The 25,653-nt window shown below is 71.9% G+C and carries 19 protein-coding genes and 1 riboswitch; of the genes, 9 read left to right on the plus strand and 10 right to left on the minus strand.

Annotation, left to right across the window (positions count from 1 at the left end; translation table 11 throughout):
- Positions 1-21: 21 nt before the first annotated feature.
- Together KUM49_RS03365 and KUM49_RS03370 are read right to left on the minus strand one after the other, a co-directional pair.
- Positions 22-2,571, minus strand: a complete 2,550-nt coding sequence (locus KUM49_RS03365; RefSeq protein WP_217235141.1) for a DUF5682 family protein — start codon at positions 2,569-2,571, stop codon at positions 22-24.
- A gap of 324 nt (positions 2,572-2,895) precedes the next feature.
- A complete protein-coding gene (locus KUM49_RS03370) occupies positions 2,896-4,026 on the minus strand; it encodes an AAA family ATPase (protein WP_217235142.1) in 1,131 nt (376 codons plus the stop codon).
- A gap of 145 nt (positions 4,027-4,171) precedes the next feature.
- On the opposite strand from KUM49_RS03370, the gene KUM49_RS03375 reads away from it, so the two are divergent.
- Positions 4,172-5,533 (plus strand): SWIM zinc finger family protein, encoded by a 1,362-nt coding sequence (locus KUM49_RS03375; protein ID WP_217235143.1) that lies wholly within the window; start codon positions 4,172-4,174, stop codon positions 5,531-5,533.
- A gap of 397 nt (positions 5,534-5,930) precedes the next feature.
- Entirely contained in the window at positions 5,931-7,553 is a 1,623-nt protein-coding gene (locus tag KUM49_RS03380) for a DUF5691 domain-containing protein (RefSeq protein WP_217235144.1), read from the plus strand.
- A 125-nt stretch (positions 7,554-7,678) separates the two neighbouring features.
- On the opposite strand, the gene KUM49_RS03385 is transcribed toward KUM49_RS03380, so the two are convergent.
- Positions 7,679-8,095, minus strand: a complete 417-nt coding sequence (locus KUM49_RS03385; protein ID WP_217235145.1) for a cobalamin B12-binding domain-containing protein — start codon at positions 8,093-8,095, stop codon at positions 7,679-7,681.
- A gap of 530 nt (positions 8,096-8,625) precedes the next feature.
- Here KUM49_RS03385 and KUM49_RS03390 point away from each other — a divergent pair.
- Both KUM49_RS03390 and KUM49_RS03395 read left to right on the plus strand, forming a co-directional pair.
- The gene (locus KUM49_RS03390; RefSeq protein WP_217235146.1) at positions 8,626-9,510 is read left to right on the plus strand and encodes an alpha/beta fold hydrolase; all 885 of its coding nucleotides are present in this window, start codon (positions 8,626-8,628) and stop codon (positions 9,508-9,510) included.
- A gap of 301 nt (positions 9,511-9,811) precedes the next feature.
- Entirely contained in the window at positions 9,812-11,350 is a 1,539-nt protein-coding gene (locus tag KUM49_RS03395; protein ID WP_217235147.1) for a M23 family metallopeptidase, read from the plus strand.
- Positions 11,351-11,417: 67 nt separating this feature from the next.
- On the opposite strand, the gene pcrA is transcribed toward KUM49_RS03395, so the two are convergent.
- Entirely contained in the window at positions 11,418-13,904 is a 2,487-nt protein-coding gene (gene pcrA / locus KUM49_RS03400) for a DNA helicase PcrA (protein ID WP_217235148.1), read from the minus strand.
- Positions 13,905-14,255: 351 nt separating this feature from the next.
- A riboswitch (cyclic di-AMP (ydaO/yuaA leader) is annotated at positions 14,256-14,409 on the plus strand.
- A 7-nt stretch (positions 14,410-14,416) separates the two neighbouring features.
- Between pcrA and KUM49_RS03405 the strand changes: the two genes are divergently transcribed.
- Positions 14,417-15,595 (plus strand): C40 family peptidase, encoded by a 1,179-nt coding sequence (locus KUM49_RS03405; protein WP_217235149.1) that lies wholly within the window; start codon positions 14,417-14,419, stop codon positions 15,593-15,595.
- 49 nt (positions 15,596-15,644) lie between these two features.
- On the opposite strand, the gene KUM49_RS03410 is transcribed toward KUM49_RS03405, so the two are convergent.
- Positions 15,645-15,998, minus strand: coding sequence for a hypothetical protein (locus tag KUM49_RS03410; protein WP_217235150.1), 354 nt, complete (start codon positions 15,996-15,998; stop codon positions 15,645-15,647).
- A gap of 479 nt (positions 15,999-16,477) precedes the next feature.
- Here KUM49_RS03410 and KUM49_RS03415 point away from each other — a divergent pair, with 479 nt between their 5' ends.
- Entirely contained in the window at positions 16,478-17,542 is a 1,065-nt protein-coding gene (locus KUM49_RS03415; RefSeq protein WP_217235151.1) for a C40 family peptidase, read from the plus strand.
- A gap of 94 nt (positions 17,543-17,636) precedes the next feature.
- Here KUM49_RS03415 and KUM49_RS03420 read toward each other — a convergent pair whose 3' ends face one another.
- Positions 17,637-18,359: a response regulator transcription factor gene (locus tag KUM49_RS03420; protein WP_217235152.1), complete on the minus strand. Its 723-nt coding sequence runs from the start codon at positions 18,357-18,359 to the stop codon at positions 17,637-17,639.
- The gene (locus KUM49_RS03425) at positions 18,359-19,684 is read right to left on the minus strand and encodes an ATP-binding protein (RefSeq protein ID WP_217235153.1); all 1,326 of its coding nucleotides are present in this window, start codon (positions 19,682-19,684) and stop codon (positions 18,359-18,361) included. The genes KUM49_RS03420 and KUM49_RS03425 overlap by 1 nt, the downstream gene beginning before the upstream one ends.
- A gap of 143 nt (positions 19,685-19,827) precedes the next feature.
- Between KUM49_RS03425 and KUM49_RS03430 the strand changes: the two genes are divergently transcribed.
- Complete coding sequence (locus tag KUM49_RS03430; RefSeq protein ID WP_217235154.1) at positions 19,828-21,318, plus strand: PspC domain-containing protein; 1,491 nt, start codon at positions 19,828-19,830, stop codon at positions 21,316-21,318.
- Entirely contained in the window at positions 21,305-21,547 is a 243-nt protein-coding gene (locus KUM49_RS03435) for a hypothetical protein (protein ID WP_217235155.1), read from the plus strand. Before KUM49_RS03430 ends, KUM49_RS03435 begins: the two co-directional genes overlap by 14 nt.
- Before the next feature lie 93 nt (positions 21,548-21,640).
- Here KUM49_RS03435 and KUM49_RS03440 read toward each other — a convergent pair whose 3' ends face one another.
- Together KUM49_RS03440 and KUM49_RS03445 are read right to left on the minus strand one after the other, a co-directional pair.
- The gene (locus tag KUM49_RS03440; RefSeq protein ID WP_217235156.1) at positions 21,641-22,171 is read right to left on the minus strand and encodes a DoxX family protein; all 531 of its coding nucleotides are present in this window, start codon (positions 22,169-22,171) and stop codon (positions 21,641-21,643) included.
- Positions 22,172-22,377: 206 nt separating this feature from the next.
- The gene (locus tag KUM49_RS03445) at positions 22,378-23,667 is read right to left on the minus strand and encodes a hypothetical protein (protein WP_217235157.1); all 1,290 of its coding nucleotides are present in this window, start codon (positions 23,665-23,667) and stop codon (positions 22,378-22,380) included.
- 155 nt (positions 23,668-23,822) lie between these two features.
- On the opposite strand from KUM49_RS03445, the gene KUM49_RS03450 reads away from it, so the two are divergent.
- Positions 23,823-24,716: a DUF4429 domain-containing protein gene (locus KUM49_RS03450; RefSeq protein WP_217235158.1), complete on the plus strand. Its 894-nt coding sequence runs from the start codon at positions 23,823-23,825 to the stop codon at positions 24,714-24,716.
- A gap of 19 nt (positions 24,717-24,735) precedes the next feature.
- On the opposite strand, the gene KUM49_RS03455 is transcribed toward KUM49_RS03450, so the two are convergent.
- The gene (locus KUM49_RS03455) at positions 24,736-25,545 is read right to left on the minus strand and encodes a class II aldolase/adducin family protein (RefSeq protein ID WP_217235159.1); all 810 of its coding nucleotides are present in this window, start codon (positions 25,543-25,545) and stop codon (positions 24,736-24,738) included.
- Between the last annotated feature and the right edge of the window lie 108 nt (positions 25,546-25,653).

The following is a 25,653-nucleotide window of genomic DNA, read 5'->3' on the forward strand; positions in this document are numbered from 1 at the left end:
TCATAGTCGTCACGGTCGTCATCACGCCACCCCCACAAGGTCGTTGTCGTCGGTGCTCGCCGCCTCGCCGTCCAGCCCGAGAAGCAGCCGCACCACCGGCAGCACCGCGTCCGCACGCTCGCTGTCGAGGTCGGCCCCGAAGCCGGGTGTCCCGGACCCGGTCGGCGCACCGCTCCCCCGCTGCCCCGGCCCGCGTCGGACCAACTCGCCCAGGGTCCGACGCACCCCCGGTTCGTACGCCGAGAAGGTCCGCCGCAGCAAGGGCAGCACGTCCGTGAACGCCTCCGCCGGCACGCCCGTCAGCCACGCGTCGACCAGCCCGAGCAGCCGCTCGTCGTGCACGAGCAGCATCCCGCCTCCGGAGCCGCCGCCGACGAAGCCCTCGATCCACGCGGCCGCGTCCCCCGGTGGAGTGCCCGGCGACAGCACGAGTCCCATGAGCCGGGCCGCGTCGCCCTGCGCCAACTCCCCTTCGTCCAGCAGCAGCCGCACGGCCCGCCCACGGACGACGCCGGGCACGGTGTCCCGCCCGGACAACACCCGCAGCACGCCGTACCAGCGCTCACGCAGATCGCCGTGGGTGGCCTCGGAGGCCTCGCTCAGCAATCCCACCGCCCCGTGCACCGCGTCGGCATGACGCCGCATCTCCTCGGCCGCGTCGGCGTCTAGTGCGGCACAGGCCGGGGGCAGCCCGACGAAGATCCGTTCGGCGAGGCCCGCGGCGACCTCCGTCAGGGCGCCGGTGTCCGTGCCGCGTACGTCGCCGTACCGAAGGGAGCGGACCAGGGCCGGCAGGGCCTGGGCGAGGTGACCGACGTCCGTGTCCAGCGCCGCACGGTCGGCGAGGATCCGCATCACCACCGGCAGCGCGTGAGGCAGTTCGGCCAGCAGGCAGCGCTCGGCGAGAGCGGTGACGTCGGCGAGAGCCTGCGCGGAGACGGCGTCCGCCTCGGCCTTGGCGGTCGCGGCGCCGAGCACGGTCGTGCCCCACACCCCGGCCTCCGCGACCCGCACGGACAGCTCCGGCTCCCACCGCAGCCGCCACGTCTCCCGGAACGTGCCCGTACTCCCACGCGAGGTCACCGGCTCGCCCCATCCCACGCCCAGCAGCCGCAGCCGGTGCAGCAGCCTGCTGCGCTCGACGTCGGTGTCCTTGCGCAGATCGAGCTCCAGCTCCCGCTCCAGTGCCTCCGGTTTGAGCCGCAGCCTGCGCTGGATCCGGTCGAGGTCCCGCTGCAACGGCACCGCGGGCGCCGCCCGCGGCACCTCCCCCAGCACGTCCCCCACGACCAGCCGGTCGTGCACCAGCGCCAGCGGCACGTCCGAGCCCTCGCACATCACCGCCCGCACGGCGTCGGTCGTCTCGCTGAGCCCCGGCAGCGGACGCCCGCGCATCGCGGCGAGCGTCTCCGCCAGCCGTACCGCCTCGATGACGTGCGCCGAGGACACGAGCCGGTCCTCGTCCCGCAGCAGGCCCGCCACCTTGGTCAGCCACCGCTCGACCGGCCGGTCCGGCGCGCCGAACAGATGCCCGTACCAGCCCGGCGAGTCGATGCCCGCGCCGTACCCGCTGTGCCGCGACAACCGGCGATACGTCCACGGCACCCACGTCATCGCCGCCTTGACCTTGGGCAGCCCCTTGAGCAGCGCCCGGTCGGCGGCGACGGCGCTCTTCTGCCGCACCGCGGGCACGTGCCAGGCCCCGCACACCACGGCCACACCGTCCCCGAACTCCCGCTGCGCCGCGCGTACCTGGAGCCGCATGTACGCCTCGCGCACGAGATCCCGGTCGTGTCCCCCGCTCCCGTACGTCTCCCGCAGCGCCCCCATGGCCTCTTCGAGCGCGACGAAGGGTGCAAGGGCGTCCCCTTCGCCCGCCCCCCGGTGCTCGACGACGTCCTCCCACCAACGCTCCGGATCGTCGTAACCGGCAGCCTCGGAAAGCACCCCGAGCGGATCGACCCGAACATCGGCAGCGCCACCGACACCGACCTCGTCACGTCGGTCGCTACCTGCCTGACCACCGTCCCCGCCCCCGGGGTCGCCGCCTGCCTCGGTCGCGGGTTCGCCGCCTGCCCCGCCCGCGGGCGCGCGGCCTACTCCGCCCGCAGGCTCGCTGTCTTCCCCGGCCTCGGGCTCGCCGGAAGCCCCGTCCGAGGGCCCGCCGTCACCGGCGGGGTGCTGCGCCCCTTCCCCTGGCTCGTCGTCCCTCCCCCACGCCAAGGTGTGCGTGGCCGGGAGGTCGATGAAACGGGCCGGGACGTCGTGTTCCAAGGCCCAGCGGATCGCGACCCACTCCGGTGAGAACTCGGCCAGCGGCCAGAACGCCGAGCGGCCGGGCTCGTCCACGGCGTGGGCGAGGAGCGCGACCGGCGGCCGCATGTCCTCGTCCGCGGCGAGCGGGATCAGGGCGTCTGCCTCGGGCGGCCCCTCGATCAGCACGGCCTTCGGCCGGGCCGCGGCCAGCGCCGCCCGCACGGCCCGCGCGGAACCGGGCCCGTGATGCCGAACCCCGAGCAACAGCAGCCCCGCCCCGGGCCCCCTGCTCCCGGACTCCTCAGTGCCTGTCACACCGTCCCCCTCGCCTCCGAGTCCACCGCGAATCGTCGTCAAGCAGCCAGACGCCCCCACGACACGCCGCCCCCGACCCACCGCAGCCGCCCCCACGTCGGCTCCAGGCCCCGCCGAGCACCACCGCCGTACGACCGCCCCCGCCTGCTCCCAGCCCCGCCGCCCGACGGCCACCCGCCATCACGGCGCAAGCCGCCCCCATACGGCCACGCACACTCCCGAAGTGCACCGCCTCCATACGGGCAGCCGCCCTCCCGGCGGGGATCACCCCCGCACGCCCCTCCCCCGTCGGACTTCCTCCCCGGCGCCCCCTCCCGGCGCCCTTCACGCGCTCACCTCCCGGCAGGCCCGGTAGAAGTCCTTCCAGCCGTCACGCTCGCGGACGACCGCCTCCAGGTACTCCTGCCAGATGACCCGGTCGGCGGCCGGATCGCGGACGACGGCGCCGAGGATGCCCGCGGCGACGTCGCCGGCCCGCAGGACGCCGTCACCGAAGTGGGCAGCGAGTGCGAGGCCGTTGGTGACGACGGAGATCGCCTCGGCCGTCGAGAGCGTGCCGCTGGGCGACTTCAGCTTCGTACGGCCGTCGGACGTGACGCCGTCGCGCAGCTCGCGAAAGACGGTCACGACGCGGCGGATCTCGTCGATGCCGTCGGGCGCGGCGGGCAGGTCGAGGGAGCGGCCGAGCTGGTCGACGCGGCGCGAGACGATGTCGACCTCGGCCTCGACGCTCTCCGGCAGCGGCAGCACGACCGTGTTGAAGCGGCGGCGCAGGGCGCTGGACAGCTCGTTGACCCCCCGGTCGCGGTCGTTGGCGGTCGCGATGACGTTGAAGCCGCGGACCGCCTGCACCTCCTGGCCCAGTTCCGGTATCGGCAGCGTCTTCTCCGACAGGATCGTGATGAGCGTGTCCTGCACGTCGGCCGGGATACGGGTCAGTTCCTCGACCCGGGCCGTCATCCCCTCCGCCATCGCCCGCATGACCGGGCTGGGGACCAGGGCGTCGCGGCTCGGGCCGTGCGCGAGCAACTGCGCGTAGTTCCAGCCGTACCGGATCGCCTCCTCCGGGGTGCCGGCCGTGCCCTGCACCAGCAGCGTCGAGTCGCCGCTGACCGCGGCGGCCAGGTGCTCGGACACCCAGGTCTTGGCGGTGCCGGGCACGCCGAGCAGGAGCAGGGCGCGGTCGGTGGCGAGGGTGGTGACGGCGACCTCGACGAGCCGGCGCGGGCCCACGTACTTCGGCGTGATCACCGTGCCGTCGGGCAGCGTGCCGCCGAGCAGGTAGGTGGCGACGGCCCACGGCGACAGCTTCCAGCGGGCCGGGCGCGGTCGGTCGTCCTGCGCGGCGAGTGCGGTGAGTTCGCCCGCGAAGGCGTCCTCGGCGTGCGGCCGCAACGCGACAGCGGGCTCCCCGTCGGGTACTTCGACAGACATCGGTTCCACGGACACAGACATGGCTGAGGCCCCCTCCAGCTCGGCCGGTTCGGATCTGGTACCAACCGTGCACCACCCCACTGACAATGCGATCTGACCTGCGAAAACGTGCTCACGGAGCTGTTCGCCGGATCGATTGTCAGTGGCGGGATCTACCTTCGATGTCATGACTCAGCAGGGGGTGCGCTGGAGTGCGGATCAGGTGCTGGCACTGGCGCCTGACGCCGCATCACGCAAAGCGGGAAGCAAACTCGGTGCGGCCGGGCCGTGGTCCGAGGCGGGGAGTGGTGACGAGGGGACGGTGTGGGGGCTGTGCAAGGGCAGTGGCAGTGGCAGCAAGCCGTATCAGACGGTCGTCGACATCGCGGACGCGTCGGGCCCGGCGTACAAGTGCAGTTGTCCGAGCCGCAAGTTCCCGTGCAAGCACGCGCTCGGACTGCTGCTGCTCTGGGCGGGCGGGGACGGCGTGGTGCCGTCCGCGCAGCCGCCGGACTGGGCCGGGGAATGGATAGAGGGGAGAAGGAAGCGCGCGACGGAGAAACGGGCTGCGGGCGCGGCCGGTTCCTCGTCCGGCCCCGGTGATCCGGAGGCCGCGCGACGCAGGGCGGAGCGCAGGGCCGAGCGGATCACCGCGGGTGCCACGGAGCTGGAGCAGCGGCTGGCGGACCTGTTGCGCGGCGGCCTCGCGGGCGCGGAGCAGGCGGGGTACGGGCTGTGGGAGGAGACGGCTGCCCGCATGGTCGACGCCCAGGCCTCCGGACTGGCCGCACGGGTGCGGGAGTTGGGGGCGATTCCGTCGTCCGGTCCCGGCTGGCCGGTGCGGCTGCTGGAGGAATGCGCTCTCCTCCACCTCCTCGACCAGGGCTGGCTGCACCGGGAGCGTCTGCCCGACGGCCTGGCGGCGACGGTCCGTGCGCGCATCGGCCTGTCAGCCTCGGCGGACGGCCCACCGGTGCGGGACCGCTGGCTGGTTCTCGCCCAGTACGACACGGCGGACGCGCGCCTGACGACGCGCCGGATATGGCTGTACGGCGCCGAGTCGTCCCGCACGGCACTGCTTCTCTCTTACGGCGCCGCCGGCCGCGCGCCCGAACTGGCGCTGCCGGTCGGCCTGGCCCTGGATGCGGAGGTCTCCGCCTATCCGGGCGCCGGGCAGCAGCGGGCGGCGCTCGGCGAGCAGTTCGCCCCGCCCGCTCCCGCCGCGACCCGGCCACCGGGAGTGACACCGGCCCAGGCGGCCGACCGCTACGGCGAGGCCCTTCGGGACGACCCGTGGCTGGACTCCGTCCCGGTGACGCTGGACCGGGTCGTCCCGACGCCGGACGGTGATTCCTGGCAGCTGGCGGACGCCGACGGGGACGAGGCGCTGCCGCTCACCCCCGCGGCCCGCTCCCGTCCGGGCCTGTGGCGCCTCGTCGCCCTCTCGGGCGGGGCACCGGTGAAGGTCTTCGGCGAGTGCGGCCACCGGGGCTTCGCTCCGCTGACGGCCTGGCCGGAGGGGCCGGGCGAGGCGGTGCCCCTGTGCTGAGCCGACGGCACGACGCCCGCCGACCGGCACCCGGCGGCACCAGCCCAGCACTCGTCAGCACGCCCTCCGCCCCCACCATCGGCATGCTCACCTGCCCCACACCGACCGTCACCATCCGTGCGTCCACCCGCCCCACACCGACCCCCACCATCCGCGCACCCGCACCTCCGACACGCGGTGTGACCAGTCGTGCACCCATCCGGACTGCACCCCACCCCACCAGCGGCGTCCGCCCTCACCGGACACCCGCCCCACCTCCCCCAACCCACCCACGCCCCACACGACAGTCCGACAATCCACCCTTTCTCGCCGGATCCACGCATGTGACCCGCCTCACGGGAAACTCGCATCGAGTGAGGCTTCAACCACTCCCAGGCACTGCACGGAAAGGAACCGAATGAACAGGATCTCCGCGCCTGCGGACGCGCCCGCGCCGGGCGCCTGGGAGGAACTTGTCACGGCAGCGCTGCTCGGCACGGAGCGGCGCACCCCGCCGGGCGCGGCGCCGGGACGGGAGGCGCCGGTGGCGCTGCTGGACGCGGCGGCCGTGGAGACCGTACGTCGGCGGGCCGGCCTGCGGCCCGGACGGGCGGCCCGGCAGCCGGAACCGGCGGCCGAGGATCCGCGCCCGCCACTGCCCGCCGCGGCGGCCCGCCGACTGGCGATGCTGCTGGCCGACCGCCCCGGCACGGGCGGCGGTGGACGCAGAGGTACGGCACCGGACCTGATGGAGCTCCTGCCGCAGTGGCTGGCGGCGGCGAACAGCCGCGGTTTCGCCGCACCCCCCGAGATGCTGCCCGCCCTCCTGGACGCGGCGCGGGGGCGTACGGACCTGCGGCCGGCCGCGCTGGCCTTCGCCGGGCCGCGTGCTCTGTGGCTCGCCCGGCTGAACCCGGACTGGCGGTTCGCCCTGCGCGCGACGCCGGGCGGCGGCGCGGCACTGCCGCCCTCCGAGGACACCGGAAAGATCCAACAGCTGTGGCAGGAGGGGCTGTTCGCCGAGCGGGTCGCCCTGCTCGCCGCGATACGTGCCCGCGAGCCCGCTGCCGCGCGCGAGTTGCTCGCGACGACCTGGTCGACGGAGCGCGCCGAGGACCGGCTGATGTTCCTCGACTCCCTGCGCATGGGCCTGACCGCGGCGGACGAGCCGTTCCTGGAGCAGGCGCTGTCCGACCGGAGCCGCAACGTGCGGTCCACGGCTGCGGAGTTGCTGTCGGCCCTACCGGGTTCGGCGCTCGCGGCACGGATGGCGGTCCGGGCCGGGGCGTGCGTGGCCGTCGACCACACGGGGGCCGCGCCGACCCTCGCGGTCGAGGCGCCGCACGAGTGCGACGCGAGCATGGAGCGTGACGGCGTCGTACCCAAGCCTCCGGCAGGACGTGGTGAACGGTCCTGGTGGCTCGGTCAGTTGGTGGAGGCTACACCCCTCACCACCTGGTCGGGTCGTCTCGGCGGCCGTACGCCCCGGGAGATCGTGGCGCTGCCGGTCGCGGACGACTGGCAGGGCGAACTGCACGCGGCGTGGTGCCGGGCGGCGGTGCGGCAGCGGGACGCGGAGTGGGCGCGGGCCCTGCTCGGGGCGCCCGCCGCACCCGAGGCCGGTGGCCCCGGCGCGGTGTCACTGGCCGAGCGCGCCAAGCTGCTCGGCACGCTCGGTTCCGCCGAACGGGCCGAGTGGGTGGCCGGGTTCATCTCGGCCCACGGCCTGTCCGAGGCGTTCCAGCTGCTCGGGGTGTGCGCGGTGCCGTGGGCCGCGCCACTGGGCCGGGCCGTGGTGGACGCGCTCAACATCGCACGGGATGCAGGGAGTTATCCATGGAGCTTCAGCGGAGTGATGGGGCTGGCCGAGCGTTGCCTGGACCCGTCCGAAGCGAGTCGCCTCAACGGCCTGCTGGCGGTGCCGGACGAACCGGAGGACGCGTCGCCGGGGGCCGGGGGTTACTGGGCGGAGGCATTCCAGCGCCTGATGACCACGTTGCGGTTGCGGGCGGCGATGGCGGAGGAGCTGGGGGCGGCGTAACGGGCGTGCCGGCATGGGCATGGGCCGCGGCGGCCGGTCGGTCGTGCAGCCCGGCGTTTACGGAGTGCCGCCGACGCCCACCCGCGCCGCCCCGGCGGCACGAGTGCCCGCGGCCGTGCGAACGCCTACGCGCCGGCCGGCTGCTGCACGTTCGCGCGAACCCAGTCCACGATCGACTGAGTCGTCGCACCGGGCGTGAAGATCTCCGCGACGCCCTTCTCCTTCAGCGGAGCGATGTCCGCCTCGGGGATGATCCCGCCGCCGAAGACCAGGATGTCCTCCGCTTCGCGCTCCTTGAGCAGGCCGATCACGGCCGCGAAGAGCGTGTTGTGCGCCCCGGAGAGGATCGAGAGGCCGATCGCGTCGGCGTCCTCCTGGATCGCGGTGTCGACGATCTGCTCCGGGGTCTGGTGGAGCCCGGTGTAGATCACCTCCATACCGGCGTCACGCAGCGCCCGCGCGATCACCTTGGCCCCGCGATCGTGGCCGTCGAGCCCCGGCTTGGCCACCACCACGCGGATCGGACCGGCTGCCACACCCATCACTGCCTCCATGAAGCGACTACATCCATCCGTACCGACAAGTACCGCACCGGCCGGGAAAGTGAACGAACGTTATCGCCAGCATCTCGCAACCGGCAGTTTCGCGGTGGATACCGAGGGGGAAATCACACGGTGGGACACGTTCGGGAGCCGCAACGAGGTCGTCTCACCGCCGCGCCGCGGGCCGCGCGCCGCGGCGGTGAGACGCTTCGGCGAGGGCACGAAAGGCACGCAGGGCAGGTAAGGCACGACAGCGGGGAGCCTCGTCGCCACACCGGCAGGGACCCCCGTCACGTCATCGGCGCAACATCAGCAACACCAGCACCCCCGGAACCACCCGCAGCAGCCGTATCCGTCGCAGCACCACCCGCGACGGCCCACGCTGCATCGGCGACCCCGGAACCGCGCGCCGCGCACCATCCTCACCCCACGAGCCCCACTCGCCCTCCGTCGGAGACCTCCGCCGCGCCTCCCCACAAGGGCACACGGGGGACAGAGCCGTCCTCCAGCGTGCCGACAGGAGGTCGGCCATGAAGGTCACCGGGGCAGCACTGCCGTTTCTCCCGCTCTGCCAGCGTCTCCTCCCGGGCAAACTCCCGTGGAAGCTGGCGGGCCTCTCCGTGGCGCTCCTGAAGGCGACCGCCCTGGAGATGGCGATCCTCGCGGGCCATCTGCTCCTCTATCCCTCCGGCATCGTCCAGGAGCGCCGATCACCTCTGCCCCAGCTGCCCTCACCGGACGACGCCGGCACTCCCCGGTTGCCCACGGAGGCCAAGCCCCCGGTCGTGCTGCTGCACGGCTTCATAGACAACCGCTCGGTCTTCGTCCTGCTGCGCCGCAGCCTCGCCCAGCACGGCAGGCAGCAGATCGAGTCGCTCAACTACTCGCCGCTGACCTGCGACATCCGTACCGCTGCGGAGCTGCTCGGCCGGCACATAGAGGAGATCTGCGAGCGCACGGGCCAGGACCAGGTGGACATCGTCGGACACAGCCTCGGCGGGCTGATCGCGCGCTACTACGTCCAGCGGCTCGGCGGAGACCTCCGCGTCCGGACGCTGGTGACGCTCGGCACCCCGCACTCCGGCACCCGGGTGGCGCGGCTGGCGAACGCGCACCCCATCGTGCGCCAGATGCGCCCCGGCTCGGAGCTGCTCGAGGAGCTGGCCCGCCCCGCGGCCGGCTGCCGTACGCACTTCGTCAGCTTCTGGAGCGACCTCGACCACCTGATGGACCCGCTGGAGAACGCCTGCATCGACCACCCCGACCTGACCGTGCAGAACGTCCGGGTGAGCGGCGTCGGGCATCTCGCCCTGCCCGTGCACCCCGCCGTCGCGACGGGGATACGGCAGGTGCTCGACACGGCACGGACGGCAGCCGAGGCCGACCCGCACGCAGGTGGCCTGACAGTGGCGTGACAGCAGCTGGAAATCAGTCCGGGAAACACCCACAGGCGACCCTCACACAAGCCGCACACAAGCCACGGACAAGTCACTGACAGGCCACAGACAAAGTGGCAGACGGCCCAACCGAAGCCGATCAAAATCGAACACTCTTCGAACACAGGGCCAAGCTCGCGCCCGCAGTCCCCCGAAACACGGCCGAATGCCCGTTTCCTTCAATCCCGAAACCTGACGAAGATTGTCGTGCCCGCATACCGCCGGGTACAGTCACCGCACTGCTCTGCCAGCCCCTGTTGTCGAGGCGAAAGAGAAGTTGGTGAACGACCGTCACCCGTCGGGGATCACTACCACCCCGGCCCCGGCTTCCGAAGCCGCCTCGGCGCACTTCGCGTCGTACGGCACCCAGGAAGCCCAGTACGGCGACTTCACCATGTACGGCAACTGCGACGCCACCGGTTTTGACACGGGTTCGGGCACCGGTTTCGACACCGCCGGTCAGGCCACCGCCTCCTTCGAGGCCGATCCCCTCTTCGGCTGTCTTCCCGGCGACGACACCGGCTCGTACGACACCTCGACGTGGTCGACGGGCAGTCAGCAGACCCCCAACTACGACGTGTACGCGGCCCAGCACCACGCCGCCTACGACACCGGCGCGTACGACACCACCGCCTGGACCGGCGAACACCAGCACCTCTCCGCGATCCCCCCGCAAGCCACGAGCCCCGACGCCAGCGGGCAGTGGGACGCGAGTGCCTGGCTCCAGCCCGACCAGTCCAGCTGCCCGGCCGACCAGACCCAGCACTGGGAATGGGGCACGCAGGCCTTCGACACGGGTGCGTACGACGCCACGCAGTGGAACTCCGACGGCGGCGCCTCCACGGCGGCCCACGAGGAGTACGAACAGCAGGCGACGGCCACCTTCGAGCAGGTCGCGTACGACGAGAAGTACGACGAAAACGTTTCGCACGACGGCGAGTCGACCGGCACCGCCACTGGCACCGACGCCACGCCCGCCGCAGCCGACACGCACCTCCTGGACGACCAGGAGGAAGTCACTCCGGCGGCCACACCGGCGACGACTCCCGCCCCGTCCTCGCGGGCCGCCGCCCGCGGCGCGTCCCGCTCCCGCCGCCGTACGCCCCCCAAGCGCTCCGCACTGCTGACGGTGGCCGTGCCATCGGCCTGCGTCATGAGCGTCGCGGGAATCGCCGCCGCGTCGGTCAGCGCGCTGGCCGACGACAGCAGCGACACGGCGACGACCTTGGCGGACGCGACCGCCGTCAAGCCCTCAGCGGCGAACAACAAGCTGGACACCCAGCTGCAGAGCCTGTCCGCCGGCGCCGACGACTTCGCCGACCGGGCCAGCCGTACGCAGGAACGTATCGACCTCAAGGCCCAGCAGCTCGCCGAGAAGAAGAAGGCGGCCGCGGAGGCCGCACGCAAGGAGCGGCTGCGGCCCAAGTACGCGCTGCCGGTCGCACAGCACGGGCTCAGCGCCTACTACGGCCAGTCCGGCATCAACTGGATGTCCGTGCACACCGGCATCGACTTCCCGGTCTCCTACGGCACGACCGTGATGGCCGCCACCGACGGCACCGTGCGGACGCAGTGGAACAGCGCGTACGGCAACATGATGATCGTGACCGAGAAGGACGGCACGGAGACGTGGTACTGCCACCTCTCCAGCTACCGGGTCGCCTCCGGTACGACCGTCAAGGCCGGCGACCCGATCGCGTACTCCGGCAACTCCGGCAACTCGACCGGCCCGCACCTGCACTTCGAGGTACGGCCGGCGGGCGGCTCGGCCATCGACCCGCTGCCGTGGCTGCGCAGCCACGGGATCGACCCGACGTAGGCCCCAGGGGGCCGCCCCGGGCCGCCCCCTCGGAGACCGACCGCCCACCGCCCCCTGGGTCCTTCTCCTACAGCTTCTCCACCGGTGCATACCGCAGCAGCAGCCGCTTCGGCTTGGTGTCCCCGAAGTCGATCGTCGCCTCGGCGTTGCCGCCCGTGCCCTTCACGCCCACGACCGTGCCGAGTCCGAACTGGTCGTGCGTCACCCGGTCCCCGACCGCCAGCGACACGGTCGGCTTCTCCGAGGTCCGTCGGGTGGCGAAGCCGGACGCGCCCGAGGCCGACGAGCGGGAGCGGGACGACGACAGCGAGGCCGCCACCCCGGACGCCGGACCGGGGGACATCGGCGCCATGGCACCCGTCCGCTTCCAGTCGACGTGCTGTGCCGGGATCTCCTCCAGGAACCGCGAGGGCGGGTTGTACGACGGCTGCCCCCACGCGCTGCGCATCGACGACCGGGTCAGGTACAGCCGTTCCCGCGCGCGTGTGATGCCGACGTACGCCAGGCGCCGCTCCTCCTCCAGCTCCTTCGGCTGACCGAGGGAGCGCATGTGCGGGAAGACGCCGTCCTCCATGCCGGTCAGGAAGACGACCGGGAACTCGAGGCCCTTGGCGGTGTGCAGGGTCATCAGGGTGATGACCCCGGATCCGTCCTCGTCCTCGTCGGGGATCTGGTCGGAGTCGGCGACGAGCGCGACCCGCTCCAGGAACGCGGAGAGTCCGCCCGGGGCCTCGCCCTCCCCGGACTCCTGCTCGAACTCCAGGGCCACGGCGGCGAGTTCCTGGAGGTTCTCGATGCGGGTCTCGTCCTGCGGGTCGGTGGAGGCCTGCAGTTCGGCGAGGTAGCCCGTGCGTTCGAGCACCGCCTCCAGGACGGTGGCCGGGGCCGCGCCGGACTCGACGATCGTACGGAGGTCTTCCATGAGCGTGTTGAACCGCTTCACGGCGTTCGTGGAGCGCGCGGCCATGCCGTACGCCTCGTCGACGCGCTTGAGCGCCTGCGGGAAGCTGATCTTCTCGCGCTGGGACAGGGCGTCGATCATCGCCTCGGCGCGGTCGCCGATGCCGCGCTTGGGCACGTTCAGGATCCGCCGCAGCGGTACCGAGTCCTCCGGGTTGGCCAGCACCCGCAGGTAGGCGAGGACGTCCCGGACCTCCTTGCGCTCGTAGAAGCGGACGCCGCCGACGACCTTGTAGGGCAGGCCGACGCGGATGAAGATCTCTTCGAAGACACGGGACTGGGCGTTCGTGCGGTAGAAGACGGCGACGTCTCCCGCCTTCGCGTCGCCCGCGTCGGTGAGACGGTCTATCTCGTCCGCGACGAACTGCGCCTCGTCGTGCTCGGTGTCGGCGACGTAGCCGGTGATACGTGCGCCCGCTCCCGCGTTGGTCCACAGGTTCTTGGGCCGGCGGGACTCGTTGCGCTCGATGACGGCGTTGGCGACGGTGAGGATCGTCTGGGTGGAGCGGTAGTTCTGCTCCAGGAGGATCGTCGTCGCGTCCGGGTAGTCCTCCTCGAACTGGAGGATGTTGCGGATGGTCGCCCCGCGGAAGGCGTAGATCGACTGGTCGGCGTCGCCCACCACGCACAGTTCGGCGGGCTGGAGGTCGTCCTGGCTGGGCGGTACGTCCACCGGGTGCTCGGAGGTGCCGACGAGTTCCCGGACCAGGGCGTACTGGGCGTGGTTGGTGTCCTGGTACTCGTCGACGAGGACGTGCCGGAAGCGGCGGCGGTAGTGCTCGGCGACGTCCGGGAAAGCACGGAGCAGGTTGACCGTCGTCATGATCAGGTCGTCGAAGTCGAGGGCGTTCGCCTCGCGCAGTCGTGACTGGTACATGGCGTAGGCCTGGGCGAGGGTCTTCTCGAAGCCGTCGGTGGCCTGGGCGGCGAAGTCCTCCTCGTCGATCAGCTCGTTCTTCAGGTTCGAGACCTTGGCGCTGAAGGACTTCGGCGGGAAGCGCTTGGGGTCGAGGTCGAGGTCACGGCAGACGAGCGCCATCAGACGCTTGCTGTCGGCCGCATCGTAGATCGAGAAGGAGGAGGTGAAGCCTAGCTTCTTGGACTCCCGCCGCAGGATCCGGACGCACGCGCTGTGGAAGGTCATGACCCACATCGCGTTCGCGCGCGGGCCGACGAGCTGCTCGACGCGCTCCTTCATCTCGCCCGCGGCCTTGTTGGTGAAGGTGATCGCGAGGATCTGGCCCGGATGCACGTTCCGCTCGCCCAGGAGGTGGGCGATGCGGTGGGTGAGCACGCGGGTCTTGCCGGAGCCGGCGCCGGCCACGATGAGCAGCGGGGTGCCGTGGTGCACGACCGCGGCGCGCTGGTTCTCGTTCAGCCCGTCCAGGAGCGCGGCCGCGTCCACCACCGGGCGCGGGGCGCCGTCACGGTAGTACGCGTCCCGGTCCGGCGGCACGTCGAACTTCCCGCCGAACAGATCGTCCGGAACCGGCTCCGGTACGTGATCGTCCTCGGGGGGTGGCGGGTGTTCCTCCTCGTGGGCCCGGGGGGCCTGGAGGTTCGCCAGGAAGCTGTCGTCAAAGAGGCTGCTCATCGCTCTCCGAGTCTAGGGCGCCCCACTGACAGCCCGCCGCCGCCCCGAGAACATCGCCTGATTCGGCGGGCGCAGTGGCAGAAAAGCTTGCGGAGTGGGCGGGACAGGCGACTCACCGTCCGCAAAGGTGTCATTACGGTCCGCGATCGGGGCGGCCAAACCAACGGACCTGTATACCGCAGCAGACCACTCCGGATTGGTCACGGTATACGGCAGCCTGACCCAAGGTCACGAAAATGTATCGGGCATATCGAACATCAACCTTCACAGGGGCCACACCAGTTGGCTACCGTGCCGAGCAGGCCGTACGACCCCCTCCGGCGAACGTCGCCGGGCCGCGCGGCCTCCGCCGAGTCCGACGCGCCGCCGCGCGCCCGGAGCCGGGGACCCACCGACCTTGGGGTGAATCGGCCCGCATCCCCACCGGGAAGGGCCGTAGGGCAAACCTTCCAGCCACCCGCCCGAACCCGACAGCTAACTCGGTAGGCGGAACGTGGAAGGAGTCGCCTCCCTTGGCGTCGCACCGCAAGTCGCGTCCTTCGGGCACGCGCGTAGCAGGCATACGGACCCCCGCCCTCGCCACGGCCGCCCTCACCTCCGTGGCCCTGCTGTCCCAGACGGCCAACGCCGCCCCGTCGGCCGACGACAAACCGAGCCTCGAAGAGGTCGAGAAGAAGGTCGACGACCTGTACCGGCAGGCCGAGTCGGCGACCGACAAGTACAACGCGGCCGAGGAGAAGACCGCCAAGCAGCGCAAGCGCGTCGACACCCTCCTCGACGACGTCGCCAAGCGCACGCAGAGCCTCAACGAGGCGCGGGAGGAACTCGGTTCCTTTGCCGCCGCCCAGTACCGCAGCGGCGCCTCCACGCCCGACACGGCGACCTTCCTGCTCGCGGACTCCCCGCAGGACTACTTCGACCAGACCCAGTTGATGGGCCGGCTGACCAATCGCCAGAAGGGCGCGGTCGACGACTACGTCACCGAGCAGTCCGCGACGATGAAGAAGCGCCAGGAGGCCACCGAGAGCCTTCGGACGCTCACCGAGTCGCAGGGCGAACTGAAGACCTCCAAGGCCACCGTCCAGAAGAAGCTCGCCGAAGCCCGCGCGCTGCTGTCCCAGCTGACCGCCGAGGAGAAGGCACGGCTCGCGGCGATCGAGCAGAAGAAGCAGCAGGAGGCCGCGGCCAAGGCGGCGGAGCTGGCGCGGCAGCAGGCGGCGGAGCAGAAGGCCCGGGAGGCGGCGGCGGCTCAGCGGGAGGCGAACGGCACCTCGTCGAGCTCGTCCCCCTCCGCCTCCCCCTCGACCTCCACCGCCACGGACCCCTCGTACGCCACCAAGGCCGAGAAGGCGCTCGCCTTCGCCCGCGCCCAGATCGGCAAGCCGTACGTCTGGGGCGCCACGGGCCCGGAGTCCTACGATTGCTCCGGCCTCACCCAGGCCGCCTGGAAGGCCGCCGACGTCGACATCCCGCGCGTCACCTACGACCAGGTCAACGCCGGCACCACGGTCTCCCTCTCCGCCGCCCAGCCCGGTGACCTGGTCTTCTTCTACGACGACGTCACCCATGTCGGCCTCTACATCGGCAACGGCATGATGATCCACGCCCCGAAGCCGGGCACGTACGTCCGCGAGGAGTCGATCTTCTACGACGGCGAGTCGTCCATCCACAGCGTGGTACGGCCGGCCTGACAGGACGCTCCGGGGGGCCGGCGGCCTATGCCGCCGGCCCGGGCCGAGGTCACGTCCACAGCACCGCGATGAAGATGTTCGCCGTCGTCAGCAGACCCACCAGCCCGAACAGCCCCTTCTCCACCTTCTCGTCGTCCCGCTTCACGTAGACGAGCCCGAGGATCACGATCAGCAGGGCCAGCTTCACGCCGATCTTGATGTTGTTGACGGGCTGGTCGTCGGCCTGGTTGAGGCCGACCAGGATGACGCCGGTGACCAGCATCGTCAGCGCGCCGTGCAGCATCGCCGGGACGAAGCGGGCGGTGCCCTGCCCCATCGCCTTCATCTGCGTGAGGAAGCCGCCGAGCAGCGAGGCGATGCCGATGATGTGCAGGCCGACGAAGAGATGGATGAGTACGTCCATGAGGCCGGAGCCTAATCAGGCCCTCGGGCGCCCTCCGACACCGCCCCATCCCAACCACCTCTCCCGACCCTGCCTCGCCTCGGCAGATCTTGCATATATGCGACCCATAGCACCCGATCGCCCTCACTGGTCCGAATTCGGCACATCGGTCATCGCTCTGCGTGAAGTCGACGGGGCCGACCGCGGATCACGGTCACATACGGTCACCCGGTGGTCAGCTCGGAGAACTTCCGCACATCGCGTTACCCCGCCGTCACGGTCAGGTTTAGCGTCCTCCCTCAGGTGACCGGCTCCCCACCGCCGCCCGGACCAGGGGCGGCAGTCGGCCACCACCGCCGAGAAGGTCCGGCGGCGGTCCGCTCCCCCTGTGCGGGTCGTCGCCGGACGCGTGACCGCTCGGGTGGCCGTACGTCCGCTCCGCTTGGCGTTCGTACGGACAAGGCGGTCGTACGAGTCGTACGGAAGGACGTGCAGTCCACGTGGCAGCGCACCGCAAGCCCCGGCAACGCTCGGCCGGCGGCACAAAGGCCCGGACGGCGGCGACGATCGCCCTCGCGGGCGCGGCGACCGCGACCGGCTTCGACGGGACCGGACACGCCGAGCCTCAGCTCACGCCGGCGCAGGTCAAGGCGAAGGTGGACAAGCTGTACCAGGAGGCGGAGGTCGCCACCGAGAAGTACAACGGCGCGAAGGAGAAGGCGGAGGCGGCCGAGTCGCGGCTGTCGAACCTGCGGGACGAGGCGGCGCGCAGGACGGAAACCCTCAATTCGTCCCGGGACGCGCTGGGTTCCATGGCCGCCGCCCAGTACCGCGACGGTGGCCTCGACCCCGCCCTGCAGCTCGCCCTCTCCGACGACCCCGACCAGTACCTGGACGGCGCCGAGTTCGCCGAACGGGCCGGAAACCGCCAGGCCTCGTCGGTAGCGCGCGTACGCGAACAACTGCGGGAGCTCGAGCAGCTGCGCGGCGCCGCCCACATCGAGCTCGCCTCACTGCAGTCCCGCCAGGCGGAGCTGAAACGCCACAAGAAGACGATCAACGGCAAGCTGGGCACCGCCCGACAGCTGCTGTCCCAGCTGCCCAAGGAGCAGCGCGCAGGGCTCGGCGAGGGGGACGCGGCCCGCGCCTCCCGCTCGTCGACAACCGCCCGGGACGGCCTGACGGCCCCAGGCTCAGCCACCGCTCAGGCCCCCAACTCCCGCGCCGCGGCCGCCGTCTCGTACGCCTACTCCAAGCTCGGCAGCCCCTACGTCTGGGGCGCGACCGGCCCGGACGCCTTCGACTGCTCGGGCCTCATGCAAGCCGCGTACCGATCCGCCGGCATCTCCCTCCCCCGCACCACCTACGCCCAGATCGACACCGGCACCCGCGTCTCCCGCTCCGAACTACTCCCCGGCGACCTGGTGTTCTTCTACTCCGCCATCAGTCACGTCGGCATGTACATCGGCGACGGGCAAATGGTCCACGCGCCCAACCCGTCGGCGCCGGTGCGGATCGCTCCGATCAGCGAGATGCCGTTTGCGGGGGCTACTCGGGTGGTGTGAGCGACCGGCGATCGAAATCGCCTTTCCGGCTCCCCCTCTTCGGCCCGGGAGGGTGGCGGTGGGCAGCTCGGGCGCGCTCACGGCAAAGCGGGCGCTACACCAGCCTCCGTGCCGTCGCCCACCGGGTCAGCTCATGTCGGTTGGAGAGCTGCAGCTTCCGCAGCACCGCCGACACATGGGACTCCACCGTCTTCACGGAGATGAAGAGCTGCTTGGCGATCTCCTTGTACGCGTACCCGCGCGCGATCAGCCGCAGCACCTCCCGCTCGCGCTGGGTGAGGCGGTCGAGGTCCTCGTCGACCGGGGGTGCGTCCGTGGAGGCGAAGGCGTCCAGGACGAAGCCGGCGAGCCTCGGGGAGAAGACCGCGTCGCCTTCCTGGACTCGGAAGATGGAGTTGATCAGGTCGGCGCCTGTGATCGTCTTCGTGACGTAGCCCCGCGCGCCGCCGCGGATCACGCCGATCACGTCCTCCGCCGCGTCCGACACGGACAGGGCGAGGAAACGCACCGGCTGCTCGGCGTCGGACATCAAGGGGGCGCAGCGGCGCAGGACTTCGACGCCGCCGCCGCCCGGCAGGTGGACGTCGAGGAGGACGACCTCGGGGCGGGTCGCGGTGATGACGGTGACCGCCTGGTCGACGTCCGCGGCCTCGCCGACGACCTCCACGCCGGTCTGCTCGGTCTGGCCGATCTCGGCCTGGACGCCCGTACGGAACATGCGGTGGTCGTCGACGAGGACCACGCGTACGTGGCGCCCGCCCGTGCCTCCGGCCGTCGTCTCCATGGGCTCCGCGTTCCCCTCGGTCGGGTCGCTCATCACGTCTTCTCCGCCCTCTCCATCTCCAGTTCGACCTCCGTGCCGCCGTCCGGCACCGCGCGCAGTCGCGCCGTGCCGCCGTTGCGCTCCATGCGGCCGATGATCGATTCTCTGACGCCCATGCGGTCGGCGGGTATCGAGTCGAGGTCGAAGCCGGGGCCGCGGTCCCGGACGGACACGAACACCGTCTTTCCCTCGACTTCGGCGAAGACCTGGACTGCGCCGCCCTCGCCACCGTACTTGGCGGCGTTCACCATCGCTTCGCGTGCGGCCTGCATCTGTGGCCCGATTTTCTCGTCGAGGGGGCAGTCGCCGACGACGACCACCTCTATCGGGACGCCGTGCTTGTCCTCGACCTCCGCTGCGTTGTGCCGCACCGCGTCGGCGAGGGTGGTGGGTTCGTCGGCCTCGTCCTTGCCGGTGCCCTCGGGCTTGTAGAGCCAGGTGCGCAGGTCGCGCTCCTGGGCGCGGGCGAGGCGGCGCACCTCGCTCGCGTTCTCCGCGTTGCGCTGGATCAGGGTCAGGGTGTGCAGCACCGAGTCGTGGACGTGGGCGGCGACCTCGGCACGCTCCTGGGCGCGGATGCGCATCAGGCGCTCCTCGGAGAGGTCCTGGGTCATGCGCACCAGATAGGGACCGGCCAGGAGAGTTATGCCGACGAGGACCGCGAGGGCCGCCTGCAGGACCGAGCCGAGATGGGCGGCGGAACCCTGCAGGACGAAGATGCCGGAGACTCCCGCGGTGACCAGCAGGACGCCGGCCACGCCACGCAGCAGGGTGAGTGTGCGCCTGCGGCGGCCGGCCTCGACCCAGCGGGCCCGGCGGGCGTTGTCCGCCTGGCGCCAGACGAGGGCGACGCCCGCGCCGACGAGGACGACCGGCCAGAGGTAGGCCTTGGCGCCGCTGCCGAGGTTCACGTTGCCAACGAAGACCATGGCCACGACGACCATGAGGAGCAGGGCGACGATCTGGCCCTTGTCCGGCCGGCGCGTGACGAGTCTGCGGCGGCCGTCCGCCGAGGTCTCGGTGGCGACGAGGGACGGGGGCCTCTGACCGCCGACGCCACCGACGCCGAGCGGTACGAAGAACCAGAACGCGGCATACAACAGGGCGCCGAGGCCGTCGGCCATGAACAGGCCGACGAAGACGAGCCGCACCCAGATCACCGGCAGACCGAGATGTCCGGCGAGCCCCCGCGCCACGCCACCGAGCCAGCGTCCGTCGCTGCTGCGGTAGAGCTTGCGCGGAGGCCGCGGTTCGACGAGTGGCGCTGCTGCGGCTTCCGGCATGCCACCGATGTTCACACGGCGCGAGGGCCGGGGCATCAGGGTTGTGCCCCGAGACTCCCCTGATCTTCGGCGGGCGGGCCCGTCGAACGCTTCCCCGGCGCCGGCTCAGGGCAGATATCAGGGTCCGGCCAGGGTCGTACCGACTGCCGCGGCGGCGGTGCGGCAGTCACCATGGACCCATGACCGATCACGAGCACGCCGCGACGGGTCCGGGACCCGGCTCCGGCCCGCGCCCCCTGCCGGGCGCCGGGCCGCAGGATGCCGTGCCCGCCGCGGATGCCGCACCCGCGGCGGGGCCGGATCCGCACGCGGACGCCCCGGCCGGCTCCGGCGAGGCCTCGCGCGCGCATGTGCGGGCGCAGGAGGAAACAGAGGCTTCCGCGGCCGGGCTGCCCCACAAGTTCCGGCGCGACCGGCCGCACAAGCTGCTGGCCGGCGTGTGTGCGGGATTGGGGCGGCAGTGCGACATGGATCCGGTGATCTTCCGGATCACCCTCGCGGTGCTCTCCGCGACGGGCGGCATAGGCCTCCTCTTCTACGGCTTCGCATGGCTCTTCGTCCCGTACGACGACGAGGACGAGAACGAGGTGCGCAAGCTGCTGACCGGCCGCGTGGACGGCCAGGCGCTGACGGCCGTGCTGTTCGCCCTGGTCGGTTGCGGGGTGTTCCTGACGCTGCTGAACAACGGCGGGGTGCTGACCTTCGCCGTCGTCCTCTCCCTGGTCCTCTCGGGCGCCGGGTACTGGTCGCGGCAGCGCGGCGCCCCCGACACCGATCCGCTGTCCGCCCAGGCCGTCGCCGACGCTCCGCCGGAGGCCCAGGCGCCGCCGGTGCCCGCCGCCTACCCGTCCTGGTGGCGCGACCCCATCGTCAAGGACGGCACGCACGTGGGCGGCACGGGCTATCTGTGGGGCCCCGAGGACTCCGGGGACCCCCGGGACCGGGACGTGGCGGCGGCCGTCAACATCGGCCTGGGCACCTCCTGGCGCACACGCGTGGACATACGCACCCCGTACACCCCGCCGCCCAAACCGCGCGGCCCTCGCTGGATCGGCGGCTGGGTGCTCCTGTTCGCCCTGCTCGCGGGCGGCCTCGGCACCCACCTGACGTGGGAGGACCACACCCTCGGCACCAGCCTGCAGACCGGCCTGGCCTGCGCGCTGATCGTCCTCGGCGTGGGCATAGCGATCAGCTCGTTCCTGGGACGCACGGGGGCGGGGTCGGTCTTCCTGGCGATCGTCACGGCGGGTCTGCTCGCCGGGGCGGCGGCCCTGCCCGGGGACATCAACACGCACTGGGAGCGCACGACGTGGCGGCCCGCCGCCGTGGCACAGGTCGAGCAGCAGTACGACCTCGGCACCGGCGTCGGCATCCTGGACCTGAGCCGGCTGGACCTGGCGAAGAGGCAGACGGTGGCCACACAGGCCGACGTGGGCATGGGGCGGCTGCTGATCATCGTGCCCGCGGACGTGACCGTGAAGGTGAGCATCGACGTGGGAGTGGGCGACATCCAGTTGCCGGGCGACGACGAGCAGGACGTGGACGTGGCACCGGGCAAGCACAAGGAGGTGACCCTGACACCGGCGGCCGGCGTCAAGGCCACCGGGACACTGGACCTCGATCTCAGGGTCGGCATCGGACAGGCGGAGGTGAGCCGTGCTACGTCATGAGTTCCAGCCCGGAAGGCTGGTCGCCGGATTCTTCCTGATCCTCGCGGGCGTCATCTACGCCGGTGACGCGGGCGGCACCTGGGAGACCCCGTGGTTCGTGGTCATCCCCGTCGTCGCCAGCGGCCTCTGTCTGGCGGGCGCGGTGGGAGTGCTGACCCGGGCCATACGCAGACGCCGCGCGGTGAGCCGTACGGCCCCTGCCGGGACGCAACCGGTGGAACCGCGCTGACGGGGACGGCGCGACAGGAACACCGCCCCGCCGTCAGCGGCAACCGGCGCCGGCCCCGCACACGCACACCCGCACCCGCACCCGCACCCGCACCTACCGGTAGTCCCCCACTCGCCGTCGTCGCCGTGCCTGTAGGGCCGTGTCGAGGGAGAGGACGGGGGCGCCGGCGAGGACGAGGGGGATCCAGGCCATCAGGTAGGGGAGGTCGTTGCCGTAGTAGTAGGGGTCGGAGGCCCAGCTGACGGTCAGCCACAGGCTGAGTGAGATCAGCGCGCCGCCGAGCGCGGCGAGGCGGGTGAGCAGGCCGATCAGGGTGCCGATGCCGACGGCGAGTTCACCGAAGGCGATGGCGTAGCCGAACCCGACGGGGTTCTCCAGGGACAGGTCGACCAGGGCCGGGATGGCCGAGGAGTCGCGCACGGTGCGCATCAGGTCGCCGACCGAGCCGGAACCGGAGTCCTGCATGAAGGCGCTGTCGGTGAGTTTGTCCAGGCCGGCGTAGATGAAGGTGACGCCGAGGAAGACACGGAGCGGAAGGAGGGCGTAGCGGCTGGCGGTGTCCCGCCAGTCCGGGCCGCCGTTGGCGTAGGGGGAGTGCCTGTCCGTACGGATGCCGTGAGTCATAGCTGCTAGCCGCCTCTCGCCCGCCGTGCCGTGACCCCTCAGGTGACGATACGTACGACAGGGAGGTCCCGCTCAATCCCGTCGTGACCGGTTGCGCCCCTGTCGCGACCAGTTTCTCCGACTTGACCTCGTTCGGCCATGCCCACGACACCGAACGGCCCATGAATAAAAAAGGCCGCTCCCCTGCCACGGCAGACCCGCACGGATCAGTCGGTCACATCGATCGCGTACCGGTTCGTCTCGACGCCCGCCGCCGTCACCACCTGGACGTCCACTCGGCCGGGCTCCACGTCCGCCGGGACCGGCACGGTCAGTACGGCGTCCGTGGGGTTGCTGAAGCCGCCGGTCACCGGGACCAGGGGGACATGCACGTTGACCGGGCCGATGCGGACGACCATCCGGGACAGCCGGTCCGCGCCCTGCGCTCCCGGCGGCACGAACGCGGCGCCGCGGATCTCGATGTCGTCGCCCGTGCGGATCGGCCCGTCCAGGTCGCCGGCCTCGCGGGCACGGACGACGGAGAGGATCACCGGCCGCCCGCCCTCCGCGTACTTCCCGGCGAGGTAGGTCGCGGCGGACACCAGGACCACCACCGCGAGACCCCACGGCAGGTCCGGCAACTGGTCGGGGCGCCGGGCCAGCCGTACGGCAGCGAACAGGAGGGCCACCGTGTTGATGACGACGTACTGGATGTCGGCGAAGGTGCCCCGGCCCGCGTCGTCCGTCAGCAGGTCGGCGGCACGCGGCCGGTCCGCCCGTACCTTCTGCAGCCGCTGCCCGAGCACGCGCAGCCCGACCACCCGCCGTACCAGGACGGCGATCGCGCACACCACGGCCAGGACGGTCACCACGCCGGCGGCACCGGCGAGCTCGAACCCGGAGATCAGCGCCTCGCGCTCGGGGTGTTCGGACGCCGCCGCCAGGCGGCCCACCAGCACGAGTACGGCGTACGCGACGAACAGCACCCAGCCGATCGCGACCGCCCGTGACGTGGAAAGGCGGTTGTCCTCGCCGATCAGTGGCGCCAGCGCCCCGCCGCGTGCCCGGTGGAACCACGAGGCCGCGGTCAGCGCGCCGGCCACCACCAGGGCGGCGAGCAGTCCGGCCGTGCGGGCCGAAGTCCAGCCCGCGCCGATGGCGGTGAGCGCCTGCACCAGCAGGAGCAGCAGGACCAGCGCCCACACCGTGCCCGCCGTACGGCGCCACAGCCGCGCCAGCCAGGCCTCGCCCTCGGCCCGGCCGCGTTCGGCGACGAGGTCCGCGGACTGGGTCAGTTCCTCCGAGACCCACTGCCGGGAGGCGGAGGCCGAGTGCGCCACCGCCGCCGGAAGTCCCTGTCCGGCCGCGAACTCGTCCCGCATCAGCAGGAATTCGGCGACCGCCCTACGGTGTCCCGCACGCGCCCCGTGGGGACAGTCCCCGCAGGTGCAGCCACCTCCGTGCGCGCTCCCGTGCGCGCCCGAGTCCGCGCTCTGTCTCGCCTCCTGCACCGCCACGCCCGATTCCCCGCCTTCCCCGCCATTTTGTGCCTCACTACACCCGTGCGATGAGAGCGAATTGTGCCCTACGGAACACGGTCCGTGCCGGGCAGGTCCGGTCAGGGCGGGGGAAGGGCGGTTCGCCGTGTTGACCCGGCTGCGAGAATTCGTCCATGGCCGAGATCATCCAGCGCGACGGGACCTGGGCCTTCGACGGGAGCACGGTCAGGATCACGCCGGGACTCCACCGCTCCGTGCCGCTGTTCCGGCAGACGTACGGCGAGATCGCCGTGCCCCTGGAGGCCATCGCTGGCGTCGCCTTCGAGCCCGAACGCAAGCGCGGCCGGCTGCGCATGCGGCTGCGCGAGGGCGCCGACCCGCTCCTGCGCGCGACCGGGGGCCGCCTGCCCGACCCGGCCGATCCGTACCGGCTGCTGGTGGAGGTGGACCGGGCGGGGGTAGCGGAGTACGTGGCCGAGGAGATCCGCCGGTCGCTGCTGCTGGACCAGATCCCCACGGAGCCGACCAAGGCATACCTCCTGCCAGGACCGCCGGTCCCGGTCTCGGTCCGCTCCTCCGACGGCATGGTCTCCTTCGACGGCACCCGGGTCCGCATCGACTGGGCCGACACGTCCGACCGGGTCAAACGGGCGACCGGTCCCCGCATCATCGACCTCGGCGATCTCGTCCAGGTCGAATGGCTGCCCAACTCCGGTTACGAGGACGGCTTCCTGCGCTTCCTGACCCGCGAGACCACGTTCTCCAAACTGCCGCCCGAGAAGGACCCCTACGCCCTGGACCTGTGGGGCAGCGCCCGCCGCGACCTGCTCACGGCCCTCGTCGCCACCGCGGTCACGGCCCGGCTGCCGCACCCCTCCGCCCGCGCGGCCGTCGAGAGCGGTGAGCAGGCCGCCCGGCGGCCGCTGACGGCGACCGTCCCGCCCCAGGCCGACCATCACGACGTACTCCTGCGGCGGCTGCGGGAGCTGGGCGAGCTGTACCGGGACGGGGTGCTCACGGACGAGGAGTTCGCGATGACGAAGGCCGCCGTCCTCCGAGGATTCTGACGCCCCCGGCTCGGCAGCCTCAGCTCAGCAGATCCGGCTCGCTGCGGCTGATGTCCTGCCACATCGGCTGGTAGTTGATCCACGCCACCAGGTCCCCGCCCAGCTGCTCCCGGGTGGCCACCGCCGCCTTGTGGTCGATCAGGACGGGCCGTCCGGCCGCCTTCGCGGTGAGCTGGACCTGGCAGGACCGTTCCAGGGACAGGAACCACCAGGCCGCCGCGTCCACCGAGTCGCCGACGGTCAGCAGCCCGTGGTTGCGCAGCACCAGCGCCTTGCGCGTGCCGAGGGCGGTGGCGATGCGGCGGCCCTCGTCGGCGTCGACGGCGACGCCGGTGTAGGCGTCGTACAGGGCGTGATCCTCGTAGAAGGCGCAGCTCTCCTGGGTGATCGGGTCCAGGAAGTCGCCCAGGGCCGACAGCGCGCGGCCGTGTACCGAGTGGCAGTGGGCGACCGCGACGACGTCGGGGCGGGCGGCGTGCACCTGGACGTGCACGGTGAAGGCGGCCTGGTTGACGTGGTAGCGGCCCTCGATGACCTGGCCGTCGGAGTTGGCGAGGACCAGGTCGCTCACGGTGACGTGCTTGAACGGTATCCCGAACGGATTGACCCAGAAGCAGTCGCTGTACTCCGGGTCGCGGGCGGTGATGTGTCCGGAGACCCCGTCCTCGAAGCCGAGCCGCCCGAAGATCCGCAGGGCGCCCGCGAGCCGTTCCTTGCGGTGCCGGCGTTCGTCGTCGACCGATTCGTGCATCGGTGGCATGGCGAACCGGAGCCGGTCGGTGGGGAGCGGCGGGGGTGGAGTGGGCCCGGCTTCGGGCGTCCCGTGCATGTGTCGTCCTCCGGCACTGGGTTGGTTTACGGGCGGAAGTTACCGTCGGTCAGCGCGGGAGAACAGCGCTGGTGGGTAAAGATGGCGCACCCGGGCCGATACCCGACA

It is taken from the genome of Streptomyces sp. AC555_RSS877, from assembly GCF_019049245.1.
Taxonomy (GTDB): Bacteria; Actinomycetota; Actinomycetes; order Streptomycetales; family Streptomycetaceae; genus Streptomyces.

Excerpts from the sequence above, each read along its gene's own strand:
- pcrA (WP_217235148.1), bottom strand. The coding sequence starts at position 13,904 with ATGAGCAGCCTCTTTGACGACAGCTTCCTGGCGAACCTCCAGGCCCCC.
- KUM49_RS03455 (WP_217235159.1), bottom strand. The coding sequence starts at position 25,545 with ATGCACGGGACGCCCGAAGCCGGGCCCACTCCACCCCCGCCGCTCCCC.
- KUM49_RS03430 (WP_217235154.1), top strand. The coding sequence starts at position 19,828 with ATGACCGATCACGAGCACGCCGCGACGGGTCCGGGACCCGGCTCCGGC.
- KUM49_RS03425 (WP_217235153.1), bottom strand. The coding sequence starts at position 19,684 with ATGCCCCGGCCCTCGCGCCGTGTGAACATCGGTGGCATGCCGGAAGCC.
- KUM49_RS03385 (WP_217235145.1), bottom strand. The coding sequence starts at position 8,095 with ATGGGTGTGGCAGCCGGTCCGATCCGCGTGGTGGTGGCCAAGCCGGGG.
- KUM49_RS03440 (WP_217235156.1), bottom strand. The coding sequence starts at position 22,171 with ATGACTCACGGCATCCGTACGGACAGGCACTCCCCCTACGCCAACGGC.
- KUM49_RS03420 (WP_217235152.1), bottom strand. The coding sequence starts at position 18,359 with ATGAGCGACCCGACCGAGGGGAACGCGGAGCCCATGGAGACGACGGCC.
- KUM49_RS03375 (WP_217235143.1), top strand. The coding sequence starts at position 4,172 with ATGACTCAGCAGGGGGTGCGCTGGAGTGCGGATCAGGTGCTGGCACTG.
- KUM49_RS03410 (WP_217235150.1), bottom strand. The coding sequence starts at position 15,998 with ATGGACGTACTCATCCATCTCTTCGTCGGCCTGCACATCATCGGCATC.
- KUM49_RS03390 (WP_217235146.1), top strand. The coding sequence starts at position 8,626 with ATGAAGGTCACCGGGGCAGCACTGCCGTTTCTCCCGCTCTGCCAGCGT.
- KUM49_RS03380 (WP_217235144.1), top strand. The coding sequence starts at position 5,931 with ATGAACAGGATCTCCGCGCCTGCGGACGCGCCCGCGCCGGGCGCCTGG.
- KUM49_RS03450 (WP_217235158.1), top strand. The coding sequence starts at position 23,823 with ATGGCCGAGATCATCCAGCGCGACGGGACCTGGGCCTTCGACGGGAGC.
- KUM49_RS03370 (WP_217235142.1), bottom strand. The coding sequence starts at position 4,026 with ATGTCTGTGTCCGTGGAACCGATGTCTGTCGAAGTACCCGACGGGGAG.